The organism is Streptomyces sp. SID486, assembly GCF_009865385.1.
Classification (GTDB): Bacteria; Actinomycetota; Actinomycetes; order Streptomycetales; family Streptomycetaceae; genus Streptomyces.
On the sequence record NZ_WWJT01000029.1, the window covers coordinates 1 to 17,837 of the forward strand.

Sequence of the window (17,837 nt, forward strand, 5' to 3'; positions counted from 1 at the left end):
CAGGCCGCCCGGTTCTGGACCGCGCAGCGGATGGCCGCGGCCCTGCCGCTGGACGCCGGGCGGCACACGCCGCCGGTGCCGGGGGCGCCGGTCGCGGTGGCGGCCCGGCCCAAGGGCACCCTGTTCCCGGGGACCCGGCTGGTCGGCACGTTCTTCGGCTCCGACGGACCGCGCGGCACGACCTGGCACTGCACGGGCAGCGTGATGAACACCGCCGCCCGGAACATCGTCCTGACCGCAGCCCACTGCGCGCTGAACATGAAGGGCGACTACGTCTTCGTCCCGAAGTTCGTCAAGGGCGCTGCCCCCGACCGGCAGCCGTACGGCATCTTCCCCGTCCAGCGCATCTTCATCGACCCCCGGTACGTGCCCGACCGGGGCTCGTCGACCACCAAGAAGGTGTCCTCGGACCTGGACACCGCGTTCGCGCGGGTCGCGCCCAACCAGCAGGGCGAGTCCCTCCAGGACGCGGTGGGCGGCGGCCTGACCTTCACCCGGCCCGCCGGCTACACCCGCCGGGTCACCGTCGTCGGCTACCCCTCCTACTCGCACAACAGCGCCGGGCGGGCCGTCAAGTGCGCGGTCCCCACGCGACAGCTCGCCGGCTTCCGGCAGTTGGCGATGACCTGCGGCGGTTACTACGGCGGCGTGTCGGGCAGCCCCTGGATCACCGACTACACGGACGACGGCCGCACCGGGCACGTCATCGGCAACCTCGGCGGCTACAACGGCGGCGGCAACGACGCGAACGTCGACTACATCAGCTACGCCACCGCGTTCGGCGCGGACGCCGGCAACCTCCTCGCCGACGCCGTCGCCGACCAGGCACCGCCGGCCGACCTGCCCGCGTACCGGGGCCTGAAGGGCACACTGACCGGCGGTGCGGCCCGCTGGCGCAAGGCCGCGCTGATGGCCTCCGGCGACTACACCGGCGACGGGCGCGGCGACCTGCTCGTGGCCTGGCCCGACGGCACGGTCACCCTCCACCCCGGCGACGGCCGGGGCGGGTTCGGCACCGAGAAGCGGCTGCTGAAGGCCAACTCCACCTGGACGCACGCCAGGACGGTCACCGGCGGCACCTTCGCCGGCGGCACCCGGTCCGGCCTGCTGGTGCGCTGGTCCGACGGCGAGGTCACCCTCTACCCGCAGCCCGGCCCCACCGGCCTGGGCCGGGAGATCCGGATGGCGGCGCCCCGCTCCGCGTGGAAGAACGCCGTCCAGTTCGCCGCCGGACCGTTCGGCGGCGCCCCGGGCACCGGTCTGGTGGTCCGCTGGGCCGACGGCTCGCTGACCCTGTACCCCCGGGTGGGGACCGGCGGTTTCGGCACCGGCAGGCGACTCGTCGCGGCGGGCGGCACCTGGACCAAGGCCGCCCTGCTGACCGGCGGCGACTTCGACGGCACGGCCGGCGCGGACCTGCTGGTGCGCTGGACCGACGGCTCGCTCGACTCCTACGCCGGCACGTCCACCGCGGGGCTCGGCACCAGGACCCGGCTGCAGGGCCCGAACACCACCTGGACGCACGCGCAGGCCCTGACCGCCGGCGGCTTCCGCCACGGGGGCTCCGGCGACGACCTCATCGTGCGCTGGTCCGACGGGGAGACCACGCTCTACGCCGACACCGGCGCCAGGACCCTCGGCACCGAGCACACCCTGGTCCATCCCGGCACCTGACCGCCCCGCGCGGGCCGGTGCCACCGGCCCGCGCACGCACGTCCGCACGCGTGCACCACGCTTTCCGTACGCACTCCCAGGGGGAACGATGCCCGCGACGACCCGACGGGCCGGCGGCCTCACCGCACTCACGGCCTCTGTGACGCTGACGGCCGCCGGCCTGGCACTGGCCGGCTGCACCACCACGACGGCGACACCCGACGGCTCCGCACCGCCCGCCACCGCACCGACCGCCTCCACACCGCAGACCACCGCACGGCCCTGCCGGACCGCCTCGCTCACGTGGACGCTGTCCCTCGTCGACGGCGGCCGGGGCGGCGGCGCCGCCGGGGACGGGGCGGGGACGGCGCACGGCGGCTCGCGGTCCGACGCGCGGCTCGTCGCCGTCAACAAGGGTCCCGCCGCCTGCGTGTTCACGGGCTACCCGGTCCTTGAGATCCACGAGGGCAAGGCGGAGAGCATCGAGGGCGCCGGTCCCGGACACCCCGCGGCCGTCCCCCTGCCGGCCGGCGCGGCCGTCGCCGTGGGCCTGCGCTACACGCCCCGCGGCGCGAAGGGCGCGGACACCTGGTGCGTACGGCAGGGCGAGGCGGTCGTCCGGGCACCGCGCGACAGCGGCGCCGTGGTCGTACCCGTCAGGGACGCGCGCGGGAAGGCCGCCGTGCTCGACGTCTGCGGGAACACCATCGTCATGGCGCCCCCCGGCCGTCTGGCGCAGTCCGCCCTGCACACGGAGGCACCCCTGTGACACCGTGCCGTCATGGGTGACCTCTTTCTCGTCCGGCACGGGGAGACCGAGTGGTCGCGGTCCGGACGGCACACCGGCTCGACCGACGTACCGCTCACCGAGCACGGGCGGGCGGAGGCGCGGCGGCTGGCCCCGCTGATCCGCGCGCACCGGATCGGGGCCGCCTTCGTCAGCCCCCTGCAGCGGGCCCGCGAGACCGCCCGCCTCGTCGGTGTACCGGACGCCCGCATCGACGCCGACCTGCGGGAGTGGGACTACGGCGGGTACGAGGGCGTCACCACGCCGGAGATCCAGCGGGACCGGCCCGGCTGGTTCCTGTTCACCGACGGCGTCGTGCCCGGCCCGCCGGACCACCCCGGTGAGACGGCGGAGCAGGTCGGGCAGCGCGCCGACCGGATGCTGGCCAAGGCCGACGCCGCCCTCGCCGACACCGGGGGTGACGTCGTGCTGGTCGCCCACGGCCACTTCCTCCGGGTCCTCACCGCCCGCCGGCTCGGCCTCGCGCCCCGCGACGGAGCCCTGTTCCAGCTCGCGACGGGGACGCTGTGCCACCTGGGCAGCGAGCACGGGCGTCCGGTGATCGCGGGCTGGAACATCCGGCCCGGCGCGTAGGACGCGTTGTCGGACCCGGGCCGTAGGCTGCGAAGCGGCCGCCCGCCCGGCGGCCCGGCAGGACGACGGCGCCGGAAGGACATCCCGTGACCCGACCCCCGACCGCCGCGCAGCGGCGCGTCATCGAGGCCGCCGACCCGGTCACCGGCCGGCTGCGCGGTACGGCCGACCAGCTCGCCGCGCTGGTGACCCGCGGGCTCGCCTTCCGCCACCCCCGCCCGCCCCACGACCACTTCCTCACCCCCGCGGGCCACCGGATCCGGGAGACCGTGCCGGAGGCGCCGGCCGGACCCCCGCCGGACACCGGGGTGTTCGCGGCCCGGTCCGGCGGCGAGGAGACGCCGCTGCCGTCCGGGCCGGCCCGGCGGCGCGAGGTGCACAGTGCCTGGCAGGGGCTGCTGGAACTGCGCCGGATGACGAACCCCGACGGCTCCGTGGACCGGCCGTGCGGGTGGGAGCGGGCCAACCTGGTGCGGGCGGCCGCGCTCGCACTGGAGGCGGCCGGGCAGCGTCCCGCGGACCGGGAGGCGGCCGGCTACCGGGTCCGGGCGACCCCGCAGCCGGAGGCGGTCGCGGTGCACGCGCCGGACCCGCGGACGCTGGCCGTCTGCGGGGCCGTGCTGGAGCGGGCCGGCTGGCAGGCCGGCGAGTACACCGAGCCACGGACCGGAACGCGCTATCTGCTGGCCTCGCCGCGCCGGGTGTGACCGGCGTGCCAGGATCGGCCCGAACGCCAGAATCTGCGGCGGTCCCGCGGTCCGGGCGGAAGGCCTCAGCGGACGGCGGCGATCTCCTGGCCCGCCTCCATCGGATGGGTGACGTCCTGGGCCTCGCCGCCCCTGCCGACGTGGTTGAAGAGGATGTTGAGCACCACGGCCGTCACGCAGCCCGTGGAGATGCCCGAGTCCAGGACGATCTTCGCGGTCTCGGGGAACGCGTGGTAGAACTCCGGCGCGGTGATCGGGATGATGCCGACCGCGAGGGAGACGGCCACGATCAGGACGTTGTTGTCCTTGTCCAGGCCGGCCCGGACCAGGGTCTGGATGCCGCTCGCGGCGACCGAGCCGAACAGCACGACTCCGGCGCCGCCGAGCACCGGGCGGGGCACCACCGCGATGAGCGAGGCGGCCATCGGGCACAGGCCCATCAGGACCAGGAACCCGCCACCGGTGGCGACCACGAAACGACTGCGGATCCGGGTCATCGCGACCAGGCCGATGTTCTGGGCGAAGGCGCTGCACATGAAGCCGTTGAAGAGCGGGCTGAGCGCGGATCCGAGGGTGTCGGCGCGCAGGCCGGCGGCGATGGTCCTCTCGTCGGCGGGACGTTCGACGATCTCGCCGAGCGCCAGCATGTCGGCGGTCGACTCGGTCATCGAGACCACCATCACCACACACATCGAGAGGATCGCGGCGAGCTGGAACTGGGGGGCGCCGAAGTGGAACGGCGTCGGGAAACCGACCACGTCGGCCTGGGCGACCGGGTCGAAGTCCGTGACGCCGAACGGTATCGCGACGAGGGTGCCGACGACGAGGCCGATCAGGACGGCGATCTGCTTGACGAAACCACGGGTGAACCGGCGCAGCAGCAGGACGATCAGCAGGGTGACGCCGGCGAGGGTGAGGTAGGTGGTCGATCCGTAGTCGTCGGCCTTGGGGTCGGGTCCCTGGGCCCAGCCGAAGGCGACGGGGAGGAGGGAGACGCCGATCAGGGTGATGACGGAGCCGGTGACGACGGGCGGGAAGAAGCGGACCGCCTTGCAGAAGACGGGGGCCGCGAGGAAGCCGAGCAGGCCGGCGACGACGACCGCGCCGAAGATCACCGGCAGCGCGTCGGACTTGTCGTCGGTCGAGGCGACGATCGCGGTCATGGGGGCGACCCCGGCGAAGGTGACGCCGTTGACGAACGGCAGCCGGGCGCCGATCTTCCAGAAGCCGAGGGTCTGGAGGAAGGTGGCGAGGCCGGCGGTGAACAGGCAGGCGCCGGTGAGGAAGGTCAGCTCGGTGGCGGACAGGCCGATGGCCGCGCCGACGATGAGCGGCGGGGCGACGACTCCGGCGTACATGGCGGCCACGTGCTGCAGACCGCTGGTCGCCATTTTGAGGGCGGGGAGTTTCTCATCAACTGGATGGGCGGTCACGGCGGTTCCTCCGGGCGGTTAACGCGTCGTCGTCGACGCGGGTTTCTAGGAGGTGGTGCGTGTGGTCGTGCGGGACCGTGACGGGGGGAGAGATGAGCGGTGGGCGAGCGGTGTGGGGTGACCGTCCCCGGGGCGCGCGTACGCGCCCCGGGGACGGCTGCCGTGGATCCCGCTCGGATCCACGGTCCCGGCCGGAAGCCGTCCCTCCCGGCCGGAGTCTTCGAGACCCTGTGACGGGTCGGCCCGGTGGAACCGGGCGGTGTGTCAGGCCCGCGCGGTGATCCGGGCCAGGCGCTGGGCCTCCTCGCGGGTGGAGCGGGCGATGGCGTCCTCGTCGGCGGTGAGCAGCCGCCCGCCCTCGACGATCTGCCGGCCGTTGACGAAGGAGGCGGTCACCGGGGCCGCGGCGCCGAAGACGAGCGCGGTCACCGGGTCGGCGATGGAGGCGTGGGCCAGCGTGTCCATCTTCCACAGGACGACGTCGGCGAGCTTGCCGGGCTCCAGGGAGCCGATCTGCCCGGCCCGGCCGAGCACCTGGGCGCCGCCGAAGGTGCCGAGCCGCAGTGCCTGGCGGGCGTTGAGCGCGGCCTCGCGGTGGGCGCCGAGCCGGTTGATCAGCAGGGCGTTGCGCAGCTCGGTGTGGAGTTCGCCGGACTCGTTGGAGGCGGTGCCGTCGACGCCGAGGCCGACCGGGACGCCGGCCTTGAGCATGTCGGGGACGCGGGCGATGCCGGCGGCGAGGCGGGCGTTGGACGACGGGCAGTGGGCGACACCGGTCCTGGTGCGGCCGAACGCCTCGATGTCGGAGTCGTTCATGTGGACGGAGTGCGCCATCCACACGTCCTCACCGAGCCAGCCGGTGGACTCGAAGTAGTCGGTGGGGCCCATGCCGAACAGCTCGTGGCAGAACTTCTCCTCCTCCACCGTCTCCGAGCCGTGGGTGTGCAGCCGTACGCCGAGCCGGCGCGCCAGCTCCGCGCCCTGGCGCAGCAGTTCGGTGGAGACGGAGAACGGCGAGCAGGGGGCGACCGCCACCTGGGTCATCGCGTCGAAGGAGGCGTCATGGTGCTTCTTGACGGTCTCCTCGGTCGCGGCGAGCGCGCCCTCCAGCGTCTCGACGGCGAAGTCCGGGGGCAGGCCGCCGTCCTTCTCGCTGCGGTCCATCGAGCCGCGGGCCAGCGTGAAGCGGACGCCCATCTCGGAGGCGGCCCGGATGATCGAGCCGGACAGGTCGCCGGAGCCCTGCGGGAAGACGTAGTGGTGGTCCATGGCAGTGGTGACGCCGCCCCGGGCCATCATGGCGAGGGACCCCTGCGCGGCCGCGTAGGTCATCTGCTCGTCGATGCGCGCCCAGGTCGGGTAGAGCGCGACCAGCCAGTTGAACAGGTTGTGGTCGGTGGCCAGGCCGCGGGTGATCCACTGGTAGAAGTGGTGGTGGGTGTTGATCAGGCCGGGCGTGGCCAGATGGCCGGTGGCGTCGATCCGGCGTACCACGTTCTCCAGGTTCTCGGGGGCCTTGCCCGCGCCGACCGACTCGATCCTGTTGCCGGCGAGGACGAGGTACCCGGAGGCGTACTCCGTGTCGCCGGCGTCGACGGTGGCGATCGCGCAGTTCTCGATGACGATCCGCTGGTCTGCCGATGGTGCCATGGTGCTTCCTTGTCTGTCGGTGGCGGCCCGTGGACCGAAGGGGTGTCCGCGGGGAGGGCACGGCAGGACCCTAGGAGGATTTGAGTGCCGGGGCGGGCTGAGCCGGGCCGCTCCGGGTGCCGAGATGGTGGAAGAACAGGTTGAGCGACACGGCGACGAGTGCGCCCGCGCTGATGCCGGAGCCGAGGACGGTCTGCGCCCAGGCCGGGAACCCGGCGTAGAAGGTCGGTGCGGCCAGCGGGATGATGCCGGCGCCGAGGGCCACGGCGACCAGGATGATGTTGGAGCTGTCGTCCAGGCCGGCCTCGGACAGCGTACGGATGCCGCTGACGGCGATCGAGCCGAAGAGCACGATGCCGGCGCCGCCGAGGACGGGCATGGGGACCAGGGAGACGACGGCCCCGAGGACGGGGAAGGCGCCGAGGACCAGCAGGGTGGCGCCGGCGACGGCGACGACGTAGCGGCTGCGGACCCGGGTGAGGGAGACGACGCCCACGTTCTGCGCGAAGGCGGAGGTGGGGAAGCCGCCGAACACGGGGCCGAGCAGGGTGGCGATACCGTCGGTGCGCAGGCCCCGGGTGATGGTCCCGGAGTCGGCGCGGCGGTGGCAGATCTCGCCGAGGGCGAGCATGCCGGCGCTCGACTCGGTCATCAGCACCAGCATCACGATGCACAGCGAGAGGATGGCCGCGGGCTGGAACTCGGGGGCGCCGAAGGCGAACGGGGTGGGCAGCGCGGCGACCGGCGCCGACCTCAGACCGCTGAAGTCGGCCATGCCGAAGGGCATCGCGGCCAGGGTGCCGATGAGCAGTCCGAACAGCAGGGCGACCTGCTTGACGAAGCCCTTGCCGAAGCGCTGGATCAGCAGGATGACGGCGAGGGTGAACCCGGCGAGCGCGAGGTGCCGCATGGCGCCGAAATCGGCGGCGGTCTTGTCTCCGCCCTGCGCCCAGCCGACCGGGACGGGCATCAGCGTGACCCCGATCAGGGTGATGACGACGCCGGTGACCAGGGGCGGGAAGAAGCGGAGCAGCCGGCCGAAGAACGGGCCGAGCGCCAGGCAGAAGGCGCCGGCGACCATCACCGCGCCGTAGATCGCGGGGAGTTGGTGCCCTTTGCCGTTGGTCTCGGCGATCGCGAGGATCGGGGCGATGCCGGCGGAGGAGGCGGCGTTGACGAAGGGCAGCCGGTTGCCGACGAGGCCCTTGACGCCGATGGTCTGGAGGATGGTGGCGACACCCGCGATGAGCAGGCTCGCGGCGATCAGCCGGGTGCGGGCCGCGATGTCGAGTCCGCAGGCCTGGCCGATGATGAGCGGAGGAGTGACAACGCCCGCGTACATCGCGGCGATGTGCTGGAGTGCGGCGGGGACGAGCCGCGAGAGGTGGAGCTTCTCGTCCACCGGGTGCACGGACGTGACGGCGTCCTCGGTGTGCACCGGCGGGGTGGAACACGGGGCTGTGGCGGGCCCCTTCGCAGGCTGTGCCATTTCGTTCCCTCCGGTGTTGCGCGCCCCCGGCCCGGGTGGCGGGGCCGGGGGCGCGCGTCCCGCGTCAGAGGTTGGTCATGTCGACCGGGATGAGGGCCTCGCAACCGTCCCGCAGGATGGTGGCCTCGATGAGGCCGTAGGGGCGGTCGGCGGCGTAGTAGACCTCGTTGTCGTTCTTGAGCCCGAACGGCTCCAGGTCCACCAGGAAGTGGTGCTTGTTCGGCAGCGAGAAGCGGACCTCGTCGATCTCGCTGCGGTTGTTGATGATGCGCGCGCCCATCTGGTACAGCGTCTGCTGCAGCGAGAGGGAGTAGGTCTCGGCGAAGGCCTGGAGCATGTGCTTCTTGACCTGCTCGTAGGACTTCTCCCAGTTGGGCGCCTTCTGCTCGTCGTCGGTCCAGTTGAACCGCCAGCGGCCGGAGACCTGGGTCGCCAGGATGCGGTCGTACGCCTCCTGCAGGGTGGTGTACTTGTCCTTGACGTAGCCCCAGAACTCGGAGTTGGTCGAGTTCATCACGACCAGGTCCTTCAGGCCGGAGACGACCTCCCACTTCTCACCGTCGTAGGTGATCTGGGTGACGCGGGTCTCCTGGCCCTTGCGCACGAAGGAGTGCTTGACCTCGTCCGCGCCGATGAACTTGGAGTTGGCGTCGGAGGTCGCGATCCGCTCCCAGGCGTACTCCTCGATCCGGATCCGGGCCTGGTGGATCGGCTCCTGCGAGGTGACGAAGTGCCGGGCGAGGTGGATGCCGAACTGCTCGGCGGACTCGATGCCGTACTCCTTGGCGAACGCGTACACCGTGTTCTTGGTGGTGTCGGTCGGCAGGACGTTGGCGTTGGAGCCGGAGTAGTGGACCTCTTCCATGTCGCCGCTCAGCGCCACGGACACGTTGAGGTCCTTGATGTGATGGGTGGCGCCGTCCCGCGTGATCTTTACGACTCGGTTCTCGGCCTTGCCGTACTGGTTCTGTCCCAGGATGGTCGGCATTAGCTAGCTCCCTCGGTAAACGGAGTAGCCGAACGGGTTGAGCAGCAGCGGTACGTGGTAGTGCTCGCCCGGGACGACGGCGAACGTGATCGCCACCTCCGGGAAGAACACCGCCGGTCCGCTGTCCCGGTTCGCGGGGGCGTCCTGCTGCGCATCGGCTTGCTTCTTCGCAGAAATTTCGAAGTACGGCTCCACGGCGAAGTCGAGCCGTACGTGGGTCGTCCCTTCCGGCAGCGCCGGCAGGTCCTTGCACCGGCCGTCGGCGTCGGTCGCGGAGGCGCCGAGCGCCTGCCAGTCCGCCGCGCTGCCGCCGCGGGCGGAGAGGTGGACGGCGACGCCCTCGGCGGGGCGGCCGATCGAGGTGTCCAGGATGTGCGTGGACACGGAGGCGGTGGTGCTGGTGCTCATGGTGTCAGGCGTCCTCTTCGACGAGTCGGGCCAGTCGGATGCGGTTGATCTTGCCCAGCTCGGTGCGGACGATCTCCCGCTCCTGCTCCGGCGCGTTGCCGATCCGCTCCTTGACCGCGTCGCGCATCTGCTCGCCGGTCCGGCCGGTGGCGCAGATCAGGAAGACGTGCCCGAACCTCTCCTGGTAGGCCAGGTTGAGTTCGAGCATCTCCGCCCTGAGGTCCTCGGCGGCGCCGGCCATGCCGGCCTGCTCCCGCGCGGAGGTCGGGTCACCGGGCTTGGGGCGGCCGATCGGCGGGTGCCCGGCCATCGCCTCCGCGAGGTCCGCTGCGGTCAGCTCGGCCATGGCCGCGTCACTGGCGGTGTAGAGGTCCTCCGCGGTGGCGTAGGGGCGGGCGGCGAGCAGCCGCCGGCCCCACTCGGTGGACGCGCACGCCTCGTGGAGGGCGACGAGGGCCGCGCGCTCCTCCATGTCGTTGAACCGGGCAAGACCCGGGGGCGTGGAAGTCGAAGTCACGGGAGCCTCCGTGGCCACGATGGGCCGTCGTGCTGTACGGGCTGCCGATAGCTAACGCCCTCGGAAACATCCCGTCAACACTTTGTTGAAAATTCCGCGTAACAAGCCGCCCCCGGGCACAGCGGCACCACACAGAGGCGCGACGACCCCCGCGACCGGCCCCGACGGCGCGACGGCGGCCCGGCCCTCCCCCTCGGCTCCCCGCGGCCCCGCGGCGCAGCGCTACGCGCCCTTGTCCCGGTTCAGGTAGTTGTAGACCGTGAAGCGGCTGACACCGAGCGCGCCCGCCACCGTCTCCACCCCGTGCCGCACGGCGAACGCGCCGCGCGCCTCCAGGATCCGTACGACCTCCTGTTTGGCCCTGCGGTCCAGGTCGGCCAGCGGCCGGCCCTCCCGGCGCTCCATGGCGGCCAGGATGTGGTCGAGGGAGTCGGCGAGCTGGGGCAGGCGTACGGCGACGACGTCGACGCCCTCCCAGGCGAGGACGACGTCCTCGGGGCCGGCCTCGTCGGGCGGCAGCATCGCCCCGCCCATGGCGTCGACCAGCGGCTTCACCGCCGTGATGAAGGGCTCGTCCCCGCTCACCTATCACCCTCCCCGATCCCGTCACCGATCACGTTGACCTGGAGCGAGACCCGGGTGGCCCCTGCCTCCAGGGCCTTGCGCAGCAGCGCGTCCACCGCGGTGAGCACGCGGTCGGCGCCGCCCTCGGCCGTGTTGCCGAAGGGGCCGACGTCGACGGCGTCCAGCCCGGCCGTCTCGATGACCTCACGCGCCACCAGGGCGTGCGCGGGCGCCTCGTCCAGGTCGAAGGGTTCGGTCGTGAACTCCACTCTCAATCGCACGCGCTCAACCTAACGCCCGGCCCGGCTTTTCGGGCGGCCGGTGACGGACCCCCCTTGACAAGCGCCGACACACGACGGCAATCTTCCATTAAGCAGAAACGAACTTCCGTAATGCGGAAAGTCAACCCACGGAAGGGAGCGCGGCCCGAATGGGATTCGCAGACCAGCGCTTCAACGTCAACCTGTCGATCCTCTTCACGGAACTCCCGCTCCTGGAGCGTCCCGCGGCCGCCGCCGCGGCGGGCTTCTCCGCGGTCGAGCTGTGGTGGCCCTGGGTCGACTCCCCCACCCCCGAGCGGTCCGAGCTCGACGCCCTGAAGAAGGCGATCGAGGACGCGGGCGTCCGCCTCACGGGCCTGAACTTCTACGCCGGCCAGCTGCCGGGCCCGGACCGCGGCGCCCTGTCGATCCCCGGTGAGGAGTCGGAGAAGTTCCGCGCCAACATCGACGTGGCGGCCGACTTCGCCGCCTCTCTCGGCTGCACGGCACTGAACGCGCTGTACGGCAACCGCGTCGACGGCGTGGACCCGGCCGAGCAGGACGCGCTCGCCCTGGAGAACCTGACCCTCGCGGCCCGCGCCGCCGACCGGGTCGGCGCCATCCTGCTGATCGAGGCGCTCAACCGGCCCGAGTCGCCGAAGTGCCCGATCGTGAGCGCGCCCAAGGCGATCGAGATCGTGGACAAGGTCAACGCGGCGACGGGCCTCGGGAACGCCAGGTTCCTGATGGACCTGTACCACCTGTCCATGAACGACGAGGACCTGCCCGCGGTCATCGAGGCATACGCGGCGAAGACCGGACACGTCCAGATCGCCGACAACCCCGGCCGCGGCGCCCCCGGGACGGGTTCGCTCCCCCTGGAGGAGCTGCTCGACCAGCTGCGGAAGGCCGGCTACGACGGCCTTGTCGGCCTGGAGTACAAGGCCGGCGACCGCCCGAGCGCCGAGTCCTTCGAGTGGCTCCCGCGCGAAGCGCGCTGAACCCCCCGACTTTGCAGAGCAGTTAGAGAGGCACCCCCGAACATGAGCACTCTTCCCAAGATCGCGTGGATCGGCCTCGGCATCATGGGCTCCCCCATGTCCGAGAACCTGATCAAGGCGGGTTACCAGGTCACCGGCTTCACCCTGGAGCAGGACAAGCTGGACCGGCTCGCCGCCGCCGGCGGCACCGCGGCCGGCTCGATCGCCGAGGCCGTGCGGGACGCCGACGTGGTGATCACCATGGTGCCCGCCTCCCCGCAGGTCGAGGCCATCGCCTACGGCCCGGACGGCATCCTGGAGAACGCGAAGCAGGGCGCCCTGCTGGTCGACATGTCCTCGATCACCCCGCAGACCTCCGTGGACCTGGCCAAGGCCGCGAAGGACAAGGGCATCCGGGTGCTGGACGCCCCGGTGTCCGGCGGTGAGGCCGGTGCCGTCGAGGCGGTGCTGTCGATCATGGTCGGCGGCGAACAGGCCGACTTCGACCAGGCCAAGCCGATCTTCGACGCGCTCGGCAAGACCATCGTGCTGTGCGGCCCGCACGGCTCCGGCCAGACGGTGAAGGCCGCCAACCAGCTGATCGTCGCCGTGAACATCCAGGCGTGCGCCGAGGCCGTGGTCTTCCTGGAGAAGTCGGGCGTGAACCTGCAGGCCGCCCTGGACGTCCTCAACGGCGGCCTGGCCGGCTCCACCGTGCTGACGCGCAAGAAGGACAACTTCCTCAACCGCGACTTCAAGCCGGGCTTCCGCATCGACCTGCACCACAAGGACATGGGCATCGTCACCGACGCCGCCCGCAACGTCGGCGCGGCCCTGCCGGTCGGTGCCGTGGTCGCCCAGCTGGTCGCGTCCCTGCGCGCCCAGGGCGACGGCGGCCTGGACCACTCGGCCCTGCTGCGGGCCGTGGAGCGCCTGTCCGGCGCCCAGGTCTGACAGCTCCCCAGGCTTCCGGGCCGCGGCGCCGCTGACACCTGTCCTGTCGCGCCCAGGCGTCGCCGCGGCCCGGAATCGACTTCAACAAACTGTTGACGCTCAGATCGCCACACTTCTAGGCTCCACAAAGCGGAAACAGGTTTCCGCTGACACCCGCACGGAAGGTCCACGATGTCGAAGCGCGTGCTCACGACAGAGTCCGGCGCACCGGTCGCCGACAACCAGAACTCCGCCTCCGCCGGCGTCGGCGGCCCGCTCCTGATCCAGGACCAGCACCTCCTGGAGAAGCTCGCGCGCTTCAACCGCGAGCGGATCCCGGAGCGTGTCGTGCATGCCCGCGGCTCCGGCGCGTACGGCCACTTCGAGGTGACGGACGACGTCACCGGCTTCACCCACGCCGACTTCCTCAGTGAGATCGGCAAGCGCACCGAGGTGTTCCTGCGCTTCTCCACGGTCGCCGACTCCCTCGGCGGCGCCGACGCGGTACGCGACCCGCGCGGCTTCGCGGTGAAGTTCTACACCGAGGAGGGCAACTACGACCTCGTCGGCAACAACACCCCGGTGTTCTTCATCAAGGACCCGATCAAATTCCCCGACTTCATCCACTCGCAGAAGCGGGACCCGTTCACCGGCAAGCAGGAGCCGGACAACGTCTGGGACTTCTGGGCCCACGCCCCCGAGGCCACGCACCAGGTGACCTGGCTGATGGGTGACCGCGGCATCCCGGCGTCGTACCGCCACATGAACGGCTACGGCTCGCACACCTACCAGTGGACGAACGCCCAGGGCGAGGCGTTCTTCGTCAAGTACCACTTCAAGACGAACCAGGGCATCCGCTGCCTCTCCGCCGAGCAGGGCGCCGAGCTGGCGGGTACGGACCCCAACTCGCACCAGACGGACCTGCTGCAGGCCATCGAGCGGGGCGTGCACCCGTCCTGGACCCTCTACGTCCAGATCATGCCGGCGGCCGAGGCAGCGGACTACCGCTTCAACCCGTTCGACCTCACCAAGGTGTGGCCGCACAAGGACTATCCGCTCCAGCGGGTCGGCCGCCTGGTGCTGGACCGCAACCCGGACAACGTCTTCGCCGAGGTCGAGCAGGCCGCGTTCTCCCCGAACAACTTCGTGCCCGGCATCGGTCCGTCCCCGGACAAGATGCTCCAGGGCCGCCTGTTCGCCTACGCGGACGCCCACCGCTACCGCCTGGGCGTCAACCACACCCTGCTCGCGGTGAACGCCCCGAAGGCGGTCCCGGGCGGCGCCCAGAACTACGGCCGCGACGGTCTCATGGCGGTCAACGGCCAGGGCCGCGGCGCCAAGAACTACGAGCCGAACTCCTACGACGGCCCGGCCGAGACCGGCCGCCCGCTGTCGGCGCCGCTGGCCGTGGCCGGCCACACGGGCAGCCACGAGGCTCCGCTGCACACCAAGGACGACCACTTCTTCCAGGCGGGCGAGCTGTACCGCCTGATGTCGCAGGAGGAGAAGTCCCGCCTGATCGCCAACATCGCCGGCGGCCTCTCGCAGGTCTCCCGCGACGACGTGATCGAGAAGAACCTGGCCCACTTCCACGCCGCCGACCCCGAGTACGGCAAGCGCGTCGAGGAGGCGGTCCGCGCCCTGCGCGAGGACTGACACCCAGGAACACACAAGCAGCGTACGGGATCTGACGGGAGGTCATGATCTCCGCACGCGGCCCGCGCAAGCCGCCGGACGGCCCGGATGAGGGGTGGTCGCACGGCGGTGGGCGCGGGCAGGGCGAGGACCGTGGCGGCGTGCGAGCCAGTGCGGTGGTCAAGGACCGAGTCCCCTTCTCGACCAGAGGGAAGGGCACCCGGCTCCATCGCAGCCGCCGCGGTCCCACCCAGCCCCCTACGGGGGGCCACCCGCCCCGTCCGGCGGCGCGAACGACCTGTCGCGCCCAGCCTCGCGCCGTCGGACGGTCACCACGTGAACACGAAGCGCCCCCCGGTCTCCGGGGGGCGCTTCGTGGCGTTCCGGCCCCGGCGTGCGCGCCGGCCCGATCCGCAGCACGCTGATGCCATGGCCGATCCCATCCACCACCCGCACATCGTGGTCCACGCCCCGGCCCTGGACGGCTCCCGCCGGGTCACCGAGGGGGACGTGACCCTGGGCCTCGCCTCGCACCTGGACGACGTCGTCGAGATCCTGCGGCTCGCCGATCTGGACCGGATCGAGGTGGAGGAGAGTGACCTGATCGAATGGCAGGGCGGCGGCCCGGACGACTGGCCCGGGCTGTCGGAGCACGAGCTGTGACGACGGCGCGCACCGCGGCGGTCGTGAGCCAGGCCGCGCACCCCCCGGATCGGCCTCCGGAGCCCCCCGCGAAGGCTCCGGCCACCGCCGCCGGGCGCAGCGGCGCCCTACGGGGAGGGGGCGGTCGTGGGCATGACGAAGGGGCGGCCCGTCCCCCCGGGCGGGCCGCCCCTCGTGCGTCAGGTGTCCTCAGACCTTCAGCGTCCTGATCGACGTCGGCGCGTGGCCGGGCTCCGTCGCCAGATCCTCGAACTCGGAGATGTCGCTGATGTCCATCGTGCGGCTCATCGAGATGTTCGTGATCCGCTCCAGGATCGCCTCGACGACGACCGGCACCTGGTACTCGGCGGCCAGCTTCTTCGCCTGCTCGAAGGCGGCGCCCAGCTGGTCCGGCTCGGTGACCCGGATGGCCTTGCAGCCCAGGCCCTCGGCGACCTTGACGTGGTCGACGCCGTAGACGCCCAGCTCGGGCGCGTTGATGTTCTCGAACTCCAGGTTGACCTGGAAGTTGATGTCCAGGCCGATCTGCGCCTGACGGATCAGGCCCAGGTAGGCGTTGTTCACCAGCACGTGGACGTAGGGGATCCGGTGCTGCGCCGCGACCGCCAGCTCCTCGATCAGGAACTGGAAGTCGTAGTCGCCGGAGAGCGCGACGACCGGGGAGTCCGGGTCGGCCTTGGCGACGCCGATCGCGGCCGGGATGGTCCAGCCGAGCGGGCCGGCCTGACCGCAGTTGATCCAGTGGCGCGGCTTGTAGACGTGCAGCATCTGCGCGCCGGCGATCTGGGAGAGGCCGATGGTGGTGACGTACCGGGTGTCCGGCCCGAACGCCTTGTTCATCTCCTCGTACACGCGCTGCGGCTTCATCGGCACGTCGTCGAAGTGCGTACGGCGCAGCAGAGTGGCCTTGCGCTCCTGGGTGGAGGCGATCCAGTCGGACCGGTCCGGGAGCCTGCCGGCCGCCTTCAGCTCCTTGGCCACCTCGACGAACAGCTCCAGCGCGGCCTTGGCGTCGGAGACGACACCGTAGTCCGGCGGGAAGATCTTGCCGATCTGGGTGGGCTCGATGTCGACGTGGACGAACTTGCGGTCGCCGCGGTAGACGTCGAGCTTGTAGCCGGTGTGGCGGTTGGCCCAGCGGTTGCCGATGCCGAGGACGAAGTCCGACTCCAGGAAGTTGGCGTTGCCGTACCGGTGCGAGGTCTGCACGCCGACCATGCCGGCGTTCAGCTCGTGGTCGTCGGCCAGCGCGCCCCAGCCCATCAGGGTGGGGACGACGGGGGTCTGGGTCAGCTCGGCGAACTCCACCAGCAGGTCGGAGGCGTCGGCACCGATGACACCGCCGCCCGCGACGATGACGGGGCGCTCGGAGGCGAGCAGGAAGGAGATGGCCTTCTCGATCTGGGCGCGGGTCGCGGCCGGCTTGTAGACCGGGAGCGGCTCGTACGTCTCCGGGTCGAACTCGATCTCGGCGAGCTGGACGTCGATCGGCAGGTCGATCAGGACCGGGCCGGGACGGCCGGAGCGCATCAGGTGGAATGCCTGCTGGAAGACGCCGGGGACCTGCGCGGCCTCCAGGACGGTGACCGCCATCTTCGTGACCGGCTTGGCGATCGAGGCGATGTCGACGGCCTGGAAGTCCTCCTTGTGGATCACGTGGGTGGGCGCCTGGCCCGTGATGCACAGGATCGGGATGGAGTCGCCGATGGCCGAGTACAGACCGGTGATCATGTCGGTGCCGGCCGGGCCGGAGGTGCCGATGCAGACGCCGATGTTGCCCGGCCTGGTGCGGGTGTAGCCCTCGGCCATGTGCGAGGCGCCCTCGACGTGGCGGGCGAGGGTGTGGTTGACGCCGCCGCCCTCCTTGAGGGCCTTGTAGAACGGGTTGATCGCCGCGCCCGGCACACCGAAGGCGTCCGTGACGCCCTCGAGCTTGAGGATCTCAACTGCCGCACGGGCAGCGGTCATACGAGCCATCGAGTACTCCTGCTTCGGCTTCTCGGATGCGTACTCCCGGCGCGCCCCGCGGTGAGCACAGTCTCCCGATTGTCAGACTCCGCAATCTTTTCCGTATTGCGGAACTTACTTTCTACTATCTGGAAGCAATGTAGAAGGGTGGGCGGAGGTCGTCAAGAGCGTTCCGGAGAGCGGGAAGCGCCGGACAGGAGTGGTCCGGGAGGGGCACCATGGACGACGCCGTCCCGACGCGACGCCTGGGGGTGGGGCCATGCCCGAGAGCGTGCCGGTGCGCTGTCCGGTCTGCGGGCGCGCGCACGTCTACACCGCACCGGAGTATCCGTGCGCGTGCGGGGCCCCGGTCGCCCCGTACCCGGACCCGGCGGCGGAGCCGGCCGTGGTGGAGCACCGCGCCTGGGACGACGAGTGGCTCACCGTGGCGTGCGCGGCCTGCGGGCGCGCCGGTCACCGGCCGCACCCGGAACTGGGCTGCCCGTGCGGCACGGTGCTGCGCCTGGTGGTGGCGGACGGACGCCCCGGCGGAGCGGCGGTGGCACCGGGACCGGCCGCACACCGCCCCCCACACGCACCGGGGCCCGCCGGGCGCCGGGCCCCGGTCC

General features: G+C 71.7%; 17 protein-coding genes and 1 pseudogene. 9 read left to right on the top strand and 9 right to left on the bottom strand.

Annotation, left to right across the window (positions count from 1 at the left end; genetic code table 11):
- The 4 genes from GT045_RS01385 to GT045_RS01400 all read left to right on the top strand — a co-directional run.
- Window positions 1-1,674: trypsin-like serine protease (locus GT045_RS01385; protein ID WP_237538264.1), on the top strand; the 1,674-nt coding region annotated here is incomplete at its 5' end.
- An 88-nt stretch (window positions 1,675-1,762) separates the two neighbouring features.
- Window positions 1,763-2,422 carry a DUF4232 domain-containing protein gene (locus GT045_RS01390; RefSeq protein WP_161333033.1) on the top strand — a complete coding sequence of 220 codons (660 nt, stop codon included), beginning with the start codon at window positions 1,763-1,765 and terminating at the stop codon, window positions 2,420-2,422.
- A 12-nt stretch (window positions 2,423-2,434) separates the two neighbouring features.
- The gene (locus GT045_RS01395) at window positions 2,435-3,034 is read left to right on the top strand and encodes a histidine phosphatase family protein (protein ID WP_161333034.1); all 600 of its coding nucleotides are present in this window, start codon (window positions 2,435-2,437) and stop codon (window positions 3,032-3,034) included.
- An 86-nt stretch (window positions 3,035-3,120) separates the two neighbouring features.
- Entirely contained in the window at window positions 3,121-3,741 is a 621-nt protein-coding gene (locus tag GT045_RS01400; RefSeq protein WP_161333035.1) for a hypothetical protein, read from the top strand.
- Window positions 3,742-3,806: 65 nt separating this feature from the next.
- On the opposite strand, the gene GT045_RS01405 is transcribed toward GT045_RS01400, so the two are convergent.
- From GT045_RS01405 to GT045_RS01440, 8 genes are all read right to left on the bottom strand, one after another.
- Window positions 3,807-5,174: a nucleobase:cation symporter-2 family protein gene (locus GT045_RS01405; protein WP_161292962.1), complete on the bottom strand. Its 1,368-nt coding sequence runs from the start codon at window positions 5,172-5,174 to the stop codon at window positions 3,807-3,809.
- A 264-nt stretch (window positions 5,175-5,438) separates the two neighbouring features.
- The gene (locus GT045_RS01410; protein ID WP_161292964.1) at window positions 5,439-6,824 is read right to left on the bottom strand and encodes an 8-oxoguanine deaminase; all 1,386 of its coding nucleotides are present in this window, start codon (window positions 6,822-6,824) and stop codon (window positions 5,439-5,441) included.
- 70 nt (window positions 6,825-6,894) lie between these two features.
- Window positions 6,895-8,313: a nucleobase:cation symporter-2 family protein gene (locus GT045_RS01415; RefSeq protein WP_161292966.1), complete on the bottom strand. Its 1,419-nt coding sequence runs from the start codon at window positions 8,311-8,313 to the stop codon at window positions 6,895-6,897.
- Between the two features lie 64 nt (window positions 8,314-8,377).
- Entirely contained in the window at window positions 8,378-9,301 is a 924-nt protein-coding gene (pucL, locus tag GT045_RS01420) for a factor-independent urate hydroxylase (RefSeq protein WP_161292968.1), read from the bottom strand.
- 3 nt (window positions 9,302-9,304) lie between these two features.
- Window positions 9,305-9,709, bottom strand: a complete 405-nt coding sequence (uraH, locus tag GT045_RS01425) for a hydroxyisourate hydrolase (protein ID WP_161292970.1) — start codon at window positions 9,707-9,709, stop codon at window positions 9,305-9,307.
- A 4-nt stretch (window positions 9,710-9,713) separates the two neighbouring features.
- The gene (gene uraD, locus GT045_RS01430; RefSeq protein WP_161292972.1) at window positions 9,714-10,226 is read right to left on the bottom strand and encodes a 2-oxo-4-hydroxy-4-carboxy-5-ureidoimidazoline decarboxylase; all 513 of its coding nucleotides are present in this window, start codon (window positions 10,224-10,226) and stop codon (window positions 9,714-9,716) included.
- Between the two features lie 222 nt (window positions 10,227-10,448).
- Window positions 10,449-10,811, bottom strand: a complete 363-nt coding sequence (locus GT045_RS01435) for a helix-turn-helix domain-containing protein (RefSeq protein ID WP_161292974.1) — start codon at window positions 10,809-10,811, stop codon at window positions 10,449-10,451.
- Window positions 10,808-11,071: a hypothetical protein gene (locus tag GT045_RS01440; RefSeq protein WP_161292976.1), complete on the bottom strand. Its 264-nt coding sequence runs from the start codon at window positions 11,069-11,071 to the stop codon at window positions 10,808-10,810. The genes GT045_RS01435 and GT045_RS01440 overlap by 4 nt, the downstream gene beginning before the upstream one ends.
- 149 nt (window positions 11,072-11,220) lie before the next feature.
- Between GT045_RS01440 and GT045_RS01445 the strand changes: the two genes are divergently transcribed.
- From GT045_RS01445 to GT045_RS01460, 4 genes are all read left to right on the top strand, one after another.
- Window positions 11,221-12,051, top strand: coding sequence for a TIM barrel protein (locus GT045_RS01445; protein ID WP_161333036.1), 831 nt, complete (start codon window positions 11,221-11,223; stop codon window positions 12,049-12,051).
- Window positions 12,052-12,093: 42 nt separating this feature from the next.
- Entirely contained in the window at window positions 12,094-12,984 is an 891-nt protein-coding gene (locus tag GT045_RS01450) for a 2-hydroxy-3-oxopropionate reductase (protein ID WP_161333037.1), read from the top strand.
- Between the two features lie 171 nt (window positions 12,985-13,155).
- A complete protein-coding gene (locus GT045_RS01455; protein ID WP_161292983.1) occupies window positions 13,156-14,619 on the top strand; it encodes a catalase in 1,464 nt (487 codons plus the stop codon).
- Window positions 14,620-15,027: 408 nt separating this feature from the next.
- The gene (locus GT045_RS01460) at window positions 15,028-15,261 is read left to right on the top strand and encodes a hypothetical protein (protein ID WP_161288197.1); all 234 of its coding nucleotides are present in this window, start codon (window positions 15,028-15,030) and stop codon (window positions 15,259-15,261) included.
- Window positions 15,262-15,450: 189 nt separating this feature from the next.
- On the opposite strand, the gene gcl is transcribed toward GT045_RS01460, so the two are convergent.
- Complete coding sequence (gene gcl / locus GT045_RS01465) at window positions 15,451-17,238, bottom strand: glyoxylate carboligase (RefSeq protein WP_161288195.1); 1,788 nt, start codon at window positions 17,236-17,238, stop codon at window positions 15,451-15,453.
- Between the two features lie 250 nt (window positions 17,239-17,488).
- On the opposite strand from gcl, the pseudogene GT045_RS01470 reads away from it, so the two are divergent.
- Window positions 17,489-17,837 (top strand): annotated as a pseudogene (locus GT045_RS01470) (hypothetical protein); the annotation flags it as partial.